The organism is Acetobacter thailandicus (assembly GCF_011516655.1).
Taxonomy (GTDB): domain Bacteria; phylum Pseudomonadota; class Alphaproteobacteria; order Acetobacterales; family Acetobacteraceae; genus Acetobacter; species Acetobacter thailandicus.
The window spans coordinates 79,511-90,073 of record NZ_WOSV01000009.1; the positions used below are offsets into that span (position 1 = coordinate 79,511).

Sequence of the window (10,563 nt, forward strand, 5' to 3'; positions counted from 1 at the left end):
AACGCAAGCTCCTCTTCATTCTCAAATAAATGACCCGCCGGAAGGTCCAGGCGGGCCTTAATATAAAAATACTACTCAATTCACAGCTAAGCAGCGGCCGCGTAATAGCCTTCGCGCGGCCAGAAGTTTTTTATTTTAGTTGCTGCACTTCTTTTTGCGCCAGAAATATGCAGCGGTGGCAACGAGGCCAATAAAAAATACACCATAAAAACAAGGAGATTTGCAACGCTTTGCAGGACATTTAGTCATCAGGGGCTTCCTTTATACTTGAGTGACCATATTGCTCTGAACGGACAGCTGAGCATCCCCTGAGCAGGTATGCGCCATGCCTGAAGTATCATCACATTATAGTCGTTAACATTATATGTCATTCTTTAAAAAAAAAACAATTTATTACCAGAATATTCATACAGAAAGATCATCTCCGCCAAGCTGATGAATCAATGTAATCAGATCTTTACGTAAAATAGCCAGCACAAAACGCACAACCTCATCCGGATGGTCGCTTTCAGCAGGAAGTGCGGCAATGATCTCAGCCGCGATATCCGGCTTCGTGGCCTTACGACTCACGGCTTCAGCTTCACAGCGCGCAATAATCCAGTCAAAACTAGCCATAGTCTGCGGCTTTAAAATATCACCGGCCTGGCGGAGAATAATAGCCCTGGCGACAACAATCGTGTCCATCTGCAACTGCCGCAGTGCCGTTGGCAAAGACGCCAGCATCGGATCACGCTCCTCAAGAGGAACCCACCGTTCACGGCGGGCTTCTTCAACAGCAGTCTGTACTTTTCTTAAAACGGCAGCACAGTCATCATTCAGATCCTGAAACTCCGACCACGCAAGGTCATGTCTTTTGGCATGGCTCAGAATACCCACAATTTTTCGGACGGTCTCAGCCGCATTACGAAATGCATCACGACGAGCCTGCTCATGCAACACCATGTAAGACACGAACATAGACACACTGACACCGAATAGAATGGCCAGAACACGCTCAACCGGCCTGAGGTACGGGTCACCTTCGATCGGGAAAAGCGTTGCGATCATTAACGTAACGACCGCCATGCGTGTGTTTGGACGCCAGGAGGCCAGAATGGCCAAAGGCACAAACGTAATACTAAAACTCAGCCATAGCGGCCAGTGCAGCAACATCAGTGTAATCGGCACCACACTGGCACAGGCGCCTATAAGCGTGCCAACAAGCTGATACCGGCCGGAAGACATGGTTTCTGTGATACTGCTTTGTGTCACAATCACCGATGTAATCAGGGCCCAGGCGGGCTCCTGCAAATGCGTGACCTGAGTAACAAGGCAACACAGGGCCACTGACACAATAAGACGAATGGCCTGCCGCAAGGTCTGGTTTCTTAACCAGTAAGACGGGTAACAAGAAGACGGTATCTGCAAAACAACTCACTCTTTACTGACTGTTTTTAGTGCGTATCAGCACTGGTCAGGGTGAAAGGAATATAACGCGCACCATCATTATCGTGCACAAGCAGGAGGACTGACTTCTTTTTCGCTTTCTGAGCATCCTCAATCCGGGTTTTTAATTCAGCAGGGGTATTCACTTCGGCCTGCTGCACCATAGTAATAACATCACCTTCTCTCAGCCCCCGATCAGACGCCAGACCATCCTCCTTCACTGAGGTGACAACCACGCCCCTCTGGGTAGCAGAAACAGAGTATTTCTGCCGTGCAGCCTCATCGAGCTGTCCGACTGTAAAGCCAAGAGCTGACAGACTGACTTCTTTCGAGCTTTTTGTCTCAGGCGCTTTTTTTGTCTCAGGTTTGTCAGCGGCTACATCAGGCAATGCTGCAATCGTAACAGGCACATCAATAACCTTGCCATGACGCCAGACACCAAGATGCGCGACCGTACCTGCGGGAATATCAGCTGAAAGACGCGGTAATGCCTTGCCTTCAATAGGATGGCCATTAAGCGACTGAATAACATCACCCATTTGCAGTTTTGCTTTTGCTGCAGGACCATTTTTTTCAATACCAGCCACCAGTGCACCACGTGCCGGCGTCAGATTCAGGCCATCTGCGATATCCTGCGTCACATTCTGGATGCGTACACCAAGCCAGCCACGCGACACTTTACCGTTTTTACGCAGCTGCCCGATAATACCTCTGGCTTCACTTGACGGAATAGCAAACCCAATACCAACAGACCCGCCGGAAAGCGAATAAATGGCTGTGTTAATACCAATAACATTACCATCCATATCAAACAGAGGTCCGCCGGAATTCCCCCTGTTAATTGGCGCATCAGTCTGAATAAAATTGTCGTAGGGGCCCTGATCGATATTACGGCCACGTGATGAAATAATGCCGGCCGTCACCGTGCCGGAAAGGCCAAACGGATTACCAATGGCAAGCACCCAGTCACCCACCCGACGCTTTTCACTGTCCCCAAACTGTACGAAAGGCAAAGGCTGCTTACTTTCAACCTTCAGCAACGCAAGATCAGTGCGGTCATCATGACCAATCTGCCTGGCCTGCAGCACCGTGTTATCCTGCAGCGTAACCGTGATTTTATCAGCATGACTAATAACGTGATTGTTGGTTACAATATAACCGGCCGGATCAATGATAAAACCTGAGCCCAGAGCCTGCATCCGCCGCGGCGGTGAATCGGGGCTGATGTTACGGTTCATAAAGTCATGAAAAAATTTCTCAAACGGAGAACCATGTGGAAAGTCTGGCATCTGTGATGACTGGTCATCATCACCCTCGTCATCATCACCCTCTCCTTTTTTCACAGTCTGAGATGTAGAAACATTCACTACAGCAGGCAAAAGGCGGTCAGCGAGGTCAGCAAAACTGTCTGGCACCATATGCACTTTGCCAGCTCCGACAGGTGCTGCGACTGGCACGGCTGCATCTGCACTCCAGGCAGAAGACATGCCTGCTGTACCGGCCAGCAACAAACACGACAGTGAACTCACAGACAAAAGGCGAACTGACAAACGCATAAAAATTACCACTCTCATCATTTCTGGCTTCAGACACTATGCCTGCTTATCGCACGATCAGCCTGATACGTCAGCCTGCAGCTGCCAGAGCCTGCGACTGCTGCCGTTTTCGCCGGGCGTCCAGCCAGCCGGCCAGCGCAAACAATACACCCAGAACAACCACATTCACGACAATCTGCAATATCCAGCCATCACCAAAGCTCGTAAAAACCAGACGCGCATAAAGATCGAGAATGGTGCCGACAACGAAAACATCCAGTGAATAGCGCCCAACTCTGGCCAGAATTTGTCCGACACGTGTATCTGACGCCCATACACGCGCAACAGATGATGATTGCATCAGATAAAAAATAGCCAGCACATCGAAAAGACGCAGCGGTGACAGCCAGCTCTTGGCGGGAGACACTGAGTCACCCAGCGGGCGCAGATCAGGCAACGACCACTGAGCCCATGGAAAAGCCTGAAAAGCTGAAAAAATAAGGTAAGCGATACAACAGAAGGACAGAACCGGAATGCGGGAAAAATCAGTCCCCCTCCGCTCTGTTTCAGCAGAAGCTGTTACCCCAAGAGCAAACAAAAACTGCCAGGCCAGCGGGTTAAAATACCAGCCGTCAGGGTCAAGCCAGTTTGGAAAATTAACATCCGGGTCAAGATTAATTAAAAACCACAGCGCTCCGGCAACAAGCAGTGCCAGATAGCGCTGTAAGCGCATCAGCAGAAAATAAAGAGGGAAGCCTGCCAGAAAAACAATATAAAGAGGCAGGATATTAAGATTACTGGGCAGGGCATCAAGCGTCATCGCCCGCCAGATCCAGCCTATGCCATGTGCCAGCTCAGGCTCAAGAAAATCAACCGGCACGGGGGTAAAATGACGCCATACCCTGATACTGGCTACTGAGACAAACACCATAATAGCCTGAGCGATATAGAGCTGTACGCACCGCCGGAAAATCCGTTTCAGGCACCCGGCCACCCCATATTTCTTAAAGCCCCGGCCATAAGCCAGCCATGAAGCATAACCCGCCAGCAGTACAAAGACCTCGGCGGCATCAGCAAAACCAACATTACGCATTGTAAAACGATTCAACAGACTTTGCGGAATATGATCCACAAACATCATCAGCAATGCAGCCCCGCGCATAGCATCAATACGATGGTCTCGCCCCTGACCATTTTTTACAGGTGCCACCTGAACAGGCGTAATGGCCGATGCCTCATGCTGAGCTACCATAAACGCAAACAGAACCTCTGCATATCAAGATGAAGGGCTGCCTCTGATAAGATACAGCCTGACCGGAAGACGAAACTATCCTGACGCATTATGTCATTCAGAGCAAATTCGGGTATAGTCCCGTTTTTCTTACAAGGCCTCTGTTACCGCCACCCGCACACGGTTACATGTCTTTTTTATAGCGAATCAGGACACTGACTGTGACAAAGCCCCTCTTCCATTCCGATGATATCGCAAAGATTCTTGACTCGGTACAAGATACAGGCACTGGCCACTCGCTGCTCTCGCTCAGCAAACTTGAAGGTTACACAACAGATGGCGGCAAGCTCTCTGTCGCTCTGGCTGTCGGCCGCGAAAAAGCCGGTGCTCTCGCCCCCTTATGTGACAAAGCTGCTGAGTTACTTAAAGCACTTCCTGGCGTGAGAGACGCTGCTATTATTCTGACAGCACACCGCCCGGCTGCCCCTGCGTCACCCCCGGCACCAAAAGGACACAGGCCTTTTGGCGGAAAAGCACCTGCACCAGATGCCCCTGTGCTGCCCGGCGTTAAAGCTATTATCGCCGTTGCCTCAGCCAAAGGGGGAGTTGGTAAGTCAACAACAGCCACCAACCTTGCCGTAGCCCTGGCACAGCAGGGGCTGCGCACAGGCCTGCTTGATGCTGACATTCATGGCCCCTCTCAGCACCGTATGCTCGGTGTCAGCAGCAAGCCGGAAGTTATAAACGGCCGCCTTCAGCCCGTTAATGCCTGGGGCATTAAGTCTGTGTCTATTGGTATGCTGGTGCAGGAGCAGCAGGCTATGATCTGGCGCGGCCCTATGGTCATGGGTGCGATTAACCAGTTTCTGACAGATGTTGACTGGGGTGAGCTGGATATTCTGGTTATCGACATGCCTCCGGGCACAGGCGATGCTCAGCTTTCACTGATGCAGAAAATAAAGCTGGCTGGCGCAGTTATTGTCTCCACCCCGCAGGATATCGCACTGATTGATGCCCGTCGTGGTGTCAGCATGTTTAAAAAGATGGAAGTGCCCGTGCTGGGCGTTATCGAAAACATGTCATATTTCTGCTGCCCTAACTGTGGACATAACACAGAGCTGTTCGGTCATAGCGGAGCCAGAAAAGAAGCTGAGGCGATGCAGGTGCCGTTCCTTGGTGAAGTACCGCTGCTTCTTGATATCCGCACAAGCGCTGATAATGGTATGCCTGTTGTCGCCAGTGCACCTGACAGTGATGCCGCCCGCGCATTTTATCAGATCGCCCAGGCAACCACACAGGCTCTCAAAAAGAATTCGGCGCTCTGATTTTATAAGACTTCGGTGCATGGCAGGAAAAATAAGAGAATATTTCGATACTGTATTATTATCCTGCCTGCATTATCATTTAACACGATCCAATAGTGTTTTTTTATATTGGACACCATGTGCACTTATTTTATATTAAACTATGAATTTTGTGTTATAATACCGCTATCATCCCAATGTAAATTAAAGTGCATCCTTCATGTCGCTCCCTCCTCTCTCCCGGCGCTCTGTGCTTGCCCTGATAAGCACGGTACCTCTGACTGTTAATTTTGCTCATGCTGAAGCACAAAAAGTTATCCGTGTCGGCATTATGGCGGGTGAAGATGAGGACGTCTGGCGGGTTGCTGCAGAAAATGCTGCCAAAGCGGGCCTGTTACTGAAAATTATTCCTTTTTCAGATTATAACGCACCTAACGAAGCACTTCAGCAGCACGAGCTGGATGCTAATGCGTTCCAGCATGGTCCCTTTCTCGAAGCACAGAAAAAAGCAAGAAATTATACAATCGTACCCGTAGGTAATACGTATTTTGCACCGATCAGCCTGTATTCAACACGCTGGAAATCTCCTTCTGAATTACCTCAGAATGCTAAAATTGGCGTACCAAACGACCCAAGCAACGAAGGCCGGGCGCTACACCTGCTCCAGTCCCTTGGTGTCATAAAACTGTCTGATAATGCCGGGCTTACCCCTACCGCGCTCGATATTGCTGACAACCCCGGAAACATCACGATCCAGGAGCTGGATGCAGGCATGGTCGGGCGGGCTTTGCCTGACCTTGATGCCGCCGTCGTAAACACTGACTGGGCCCTTAAAGCCGGCATTGATGTTAAAAAAGACAGTATTGGCAATGAAGGATTAAAAGATAATCCTTACATTAATTTTATTGCTGTGACCGAAGCTGATAAAAATGCTCCCTGGGTTGCAACGCTGGTCAAATCCTACCAGCAGCCCAATGTGCATAAAGCTCTGACTGATGTGTATCACGGGGCCATCGTGCCAGGCTGGTCATGACACTACTTGCCGTTGAAAATATCAGTCGTAGTTTTGGGTCTCATACGGCACTGCACAACATAAGCTTTAACGTTGAACAGGGTGACAGCTTTGGCATTATCGGCCGCTCAGGAGCTGGTAAATCGACGCTGCTGCGCTGCCTGAACGGTCTTGAAAAACCAGATAGCGGGCGCATTCTGTTTTGTGGTGAAGATCTCGCAGCCTTACCTGAAAAACGCCTTGTACCCCTGCGCCGCAAAATTGGTGTCGTATTTCAGCATTTCAATCTGCTTTCATCACGCACAGCAGCGGCTAATGTTGCGCTGCCGCTTGAAATAGCTGGCATTGCAAAAGCACAGAGACAAAAACGCGTTAATGAACTACTCGATCTGGTAGGTCTGGCTGACCACGGCCATAAATACCCCGCCTTTCTCTCAGGTGGTCAAAAACAACGTATCGGTATAGCGCGAGCTTTAGCCGCTAACCCTGTATTGCTGCTGTGCGACGAGGCAACCTCAGCTCTTGACCCTGAGACCACTGACTCTGTCCTGGCCCTGCTGTCTGACATTAATCGTAAGCTCAGGCTTACTCTGCTTTTTATCACGCATGAAATGGATGTCGTGCACAAGCTCGGTCATCATGTTCTGGTGCTGAAAGATGGCCATATTGCCGCACGCGGCACGCCGGCAGAAATTCTGCAAAACTCAGAAAATTCCACTATGCCATTACCTGATAATCTGAGCACAGATGCGCAAAACGGGTCACAGGCGATCGTCAGACTCACGCTTGACCTGAAAGAGCACCCGCTTACCCCTTTTCTTATAAAGCTTGAGCAAAACACGATTTCTGCCACTATTCTGCGCGCTCAGCCACACCAGAATATCGAACAGCCCGCGATGGACGTTCTGCTTCATCTTCCCGCCCCGACAGAAGAGAACCTCTCTCTTCTGAATAGTCTTGCCCGTTCTGTTGAGGTCACAGGTTATGTCACGCCTGATCTTTAATCTGCTCCTTCAGGCCACATGGCAAACACTTGAGATGGTGCTCATTTCAGGCTTTCTCGCCGTTGCCGGAGGGCTGCCTTTGGGTATTCTTCTGGTACTGACCGGCCCCTCCGGCCTGTCACCCATGCCGTGGCTGGCGCGCCCTCTGGGATTACTGACAGATGCAGTACGTGCTGTGCCGTTTATTATCCTGCTGGTTTTGCTTATTCCCTTAACACGCTTCATTGTTGGCACATCTCTGGGCACAACGGCAGCAATCGTACCTCTGGCTGTTGCCGCCATTCCTTACTTCGCACGCATTGCTGAGGTCTCGTTACGTGAAGTTGACCCTGGCCTTGTCGATGCGGTACGGGCCATGGGCGGCACACGCTGGATGGTGATACGTTATGTACTTCTGCCAGAAAGCCTCCCTGGTATGATTTCAGGGCTGACCGTCACTCTTGTCACGCTGGTTGGAGCATCAGCAATGGCTGGCACAATTGGTGCCGGAGGACTTGGAGACCTGGCTATTCGTTATGGTTACCAGCGCTTCAACACCACCATTATGTCTGGTGTCGTTGCTGTACTTATTGTGCTAGTCACCGGGCTTCAGGCAATCGGCAACCTGCTGTCACGCAAAGCACGTCATGATGCAGCCGGTCACTGACATTACCGGCCCCGAAGACCTTTAAACACCCGGATGGTCTTTACCTGAAGCTATAGTCTCTTTCAAAAAGGCCACCAGCACACGAGGATGATTATATACCGGGTCACGGGCAGCATAGAGCAAAGTCACTCTTTCTTTTCGCACCAGGTCAATAAGCTGCCTTACTTCCGGATCATATAATGCCAGCTCCTGCCGGTATTTTACCTGAAACTCATCCCAGTGCGCAGGGTCATGACCAAACCAGCGGCGCAGTGCAGACGAAGGCGCCACCCCCTTCAGCCACAGGTCCATTTTGAGATCTGCCTTGCGGATACCTCTTGGCCATAGCCGGTCTGTGAAAACACGCATACCGTCCTCTGAAGACGGTGAATCATAAACCCGTTTTAGTCTGATATCAGGAAGCATGGCATGCCCATCCCTTCTTCAATGTATAAAAATACATTACAGAGAAAAGTGTTTTTAATACCATTTAAAAATACAAAAGGGGCAGACGACTGGCCTGCCCCTTCTGCTTTAATATTTTTTAAAACACCTGACCGGCAGGATATAAAACCTGCCGGATGAATATATCAGGCGCGAAGAGTTGCAGCCTCGGCTGCTGTTTCTTCAACCGTATAGTGCGTGGTTTCTTTAATCTCAATTGAGAGAAGTGCAATGCTGTCAGCAGCGCGCTCACCCAGAGACAGAAGTGCATTACCTGAGGTCCAGCGCATGTCATGACCCTGGAAACCGTTCCAGCCATCAATGTCGTGCTCAACCAGGTGAGAAGTAACCTGACGCATTTTATTGCGTTCAAATACACTCACTTCACCAACAGCAATACCGAAATAACGACGATCATCAATAAATGGTCCGATCACGTCACTTGGGCGGCTTGCTCTGGTAACAATCCGAACGGCATTCACGCCACCCGGGATCATGAAAACTGCACGACCATTATGCTCACGGGCCTGACGAATAACCGCACCGCTTTCAGTGGTGAGATGCAGTTTTGTCTCTTTCGTCAGTGGCTGTGGCTCAGCCTGAACAACACGATTTGCTTTTTCTGCACGTGCTTCAATTTTACGATAAACAGGCTCAACAAAATCACGTGTTACGCCAAGCGGTGCAGCCGCATCATCCCAGGTCAGCTCACGTGTTTTTGCCATAGAAATAACAGCACTTTTCTGCGTGAACGCTCTGCGGTTACCTGTATCCAGATAACTTTCGGTTAAGGTGCCGTCAGCCATGATAACAGAATGCTGCTCGGTTTCGATATGATAATAGTCATAAGATGTAATTGACTTATCATAGAAAACTGAACGGCCATTCACGAGCATACGGGCTGGAATAAATTTACCATCAAAAAACAGGCAATGTTCAGCCGTAATCAGAAGATCTTTAAATGGTACACCCTTTTCAATCGCATCTTTCAGAATACGAACAGGGTAACCGGCTTCATCATCCGTCAGTTCAGGACGCACAGTGCAGTGTGCCTGACCTGCCCAGGTAACGCGCTGTGTGGCAGGCTGACCATTGTCATAAACCAGCACATCATCACCTGTTTCAAGCGCTTCAACCGCGGTCAGACCTGATGGTGTTCTGATCATTGAGCCTGCCAGGAAGCACACAACCGTATCATCACCGCCCGTAATCGATGCGTTTTCATCTGTTGCCGGATCGGTAAAGTCTGAAGCTGTATAATAAGATCCGTCAGATTTCTGCCCTGTATGCAGATAAGTCAGAGTTTGGCCACTCTTACTTAAGACCTTAATAATACCGGTGCCATCATCAACCAGACTAACTTCACCGTATGAGTTGTGCAGGTTAATTGTGTCTTCTGGTGTAACATTGGTAAATGTCACATTACTCAGAGCATAAGCATCAAGGGTCACTGTAGATGGTGTTGAACCAAAAGCGATAGTCAGCGGACCTGATGATGATAACGCGTTGGTGTTATTCAGTGTGCCACCATTGAGTGTAATGGTGCCAGACGGCAGTGTGCTCTGATCAAGGGTCAGATTTGTACCGCTGTCGATTGTAACAGAAGCATTACTATCAAGAGTAAGCTGCTGAAGCGTTACATCACCATTGCTGCCAAAAACAACATTCCCTTTTACAGTCCCGCCATCAAGAGAAGAGGTTGACGTGCCGGTTACGGTTGTTGTCTGACCGTCACTGCCAATAACCTTACTGGCATCGTTAAAGTCGGTAACCGGAACCGTCGTTGAAGCAGGGCTGACACGTGAAGAGGAGCTGCTGCCTGATGAAGACGTGCTGCCAGTCGCTTTTGCACCTTTATCGAGCGTAAAGGTATTGTTGGCATATGACGATGTGAAGTCTGAAACTTTGTAGTAAGAGCCGTCAGATTTCTGTGCCGTGTCAAACGTAGCCAGTACGTGCTGTGTTTTTGAATCCCATGAGTTG

9 protein-coding genes are annotated in these 10,563 nt (G+C 49.7%); 4 read left to right on the forward strand and 5 right to left on the reverse strand.

Features of this window, described 5'->3' with window-relative positions:
• Positions 1-405: 405 nt before the first annotated feature.
• From GOB58_RS11100 to GOB58_RS11110, 3 genes are all read right to left on the reverse strand, one after another.
• Complete coding sequence (locus tag GOB58_RS11100; RefSeq protein ID WP_194299703.1) at positions 406-1,407, reverse strand: FUSC family protein; 1,002 nt, start codon at positions 1,405-1,407, stop codon at positions 406-408.
• Between the two features lie 26 nt (positions 1,408-1,433).
• Complete coding sequence (locus tag GOB58_RS11105; protein WP_173560220.1) at positions 1,434-2,981, reverse strand: DegQ family serine endoprotease; 1,548 nt, start codon at positions 2,979-2,981, stop codon at positions 1,434-1,436.
• A gap of 70 nt (positions 2,982-3,051) precedes the next feature.
• Positions 3,052-4,212: an OpgC family protein gene (locus GOB58_RS11110; RefSeq protein WP_173560221.1), complete on the reverse strand. Its 1,161-nt coding sequence runs from the start codon at positions 4,210-4,212 to the stop codon at positions 3,052-3,054.
• A 194-nt stretch (positions 4,213-4,406) separates the two neighbouring features.
• Here GOB58_RS11110 and GOB58_RS11115 point away from each other — a divergent pair, with 194 nt between their 5' ends.
• The 4 genes from GOB58_RS11115 (at position 4,407) to GOB58_RS11130 (ending at position 8,157) form a co-directional block, all read left to right on the forward strand.
• Positions 4,407-5,516, forward strand: a complete 1,110-nt coding sequence (locus tag GOB58_RS11115; protein WP_194299709.1) for an Mrp/NBP35 family ATP-binding protein — start codon at positions 4,407-4,409, stop codon at positions 5,514-5,516.
• Between the two features lie 199 nt (positions 5,517-5,715).
• Positions 5,716-6,528, forward strand: coding sequence for a MetQ/NlpA family ABC transporter substrate-binding protein (locus tag GOB58_RS11120; protein WP_173560222.1), 813 nt, complete (start codon positions 5,716-5,718; stop codon positions 6,526-6,528).
• On the forward strand, positions 6,525-7,511 hold the full coding sequence (locus tag GOB58_RS11125) for a methionine ABC transporter ATP-binding protein (RefSeq protein WP_173560223.1): 987 nt from the start codon (positions 6,525-6,527) through the stop codon (positions 7,509-7,511). Before GOB58_RS11120 ends, GOB58_RS11125 begins: the two co-directional genes overlap by 4 nt.
• Complete coding sequence (locus tag GOB58_RS11130) at positions 7,492-8,157, forward strand: methionine ABC transporter permease (RefSeq protein WP_086636143.1); 666 nt, start codon at positions 7,492-7,494, stop codon at positions 8,155-8,157. Before GOB58_RS11125 ends, GOB58_RS11130 begins: the two co-directional genes overlap by 20 nt.
• Positions 8,158-8,178: 21 nt before the next feature.
• Here the strand turns inward: GOB58_RS11130 and GOB58_RS11135 are convergent, their stop codons facing one another.
• Together GOB58_RS11135 and GOB58_RS11140 are read right to left on the reverse strand one after the other, a co-directional pair.
• Positions 8,179-8,562 carry a DUF488 domain-containing protein gene (locus tag GOB58_RS11135; protein WP_173560224.1) on the reverse strand — a complete coding sequence of 128 codons (384 nt, stop codon included), beginning with the start codon at positions 8,560-8,562 and terminating at the stop codon, positions 8,179-8,181.
• Between the two features lie 164 nt (positions 8,563-8,726).
• A partial coding sequence (locus GOB58_RS11140) for a Hint domain-containing protein (protein WP_338421276.1) occupies positions 8,727-10,563 on the reverse strand: 1,837 nt, incomplete at its 5' end.

What these genes read in the sequence shown, in the direction of transcription:
- GOB58_RS11105 (WP_173560220.1), bottom strand. Translation starts at nt 2,981, where the DNA reads ATGCGTTTGTCAGTTCGCCTTTTGTCTGTGAGTTCACTGTCGTGTTTG.
- GOB58_RS11110 (WP_173560221.1), bottom strand. Translation starts at nt 4,212, where the DNA reads ATGGTAGCTCAGCATGAGGCATCGGCCATTACGCCTGTTCAGGTGGCA.
- GOB58_RS11120 (WP_173560222.1), top strand. Translation starts at nt 5,716, where the DNA reads ATGTCGCTCCCTCCTCTCTCCCGGCGCTCTGTGCTTGCCCTGATAAGC.
- GOB58_RS11125 (WP_173560223.1), top strand. Translation starts at nt 6,525, where the DNA reads ATGACACTACTTGCCGTTGAAAATATCAGTCGTAGTTTTGGGTCTCAT.
- GOB58_RS11130 (WP_086636143.1), top strand. Translation starts at nt 7,492, where the DNA reads ATGTCACGCCTGATCTTTAATCTGCTCCTTCAGGCCACATGGCAAACA.
- GOB58_RS11135 (WP_173560224.1), bottom strand. Translation starts at nt 8,562, where the DNA reads ATGCTTCCTGATATCAGACTAAAACGGGTTTATGATTCACCGTCTTCA.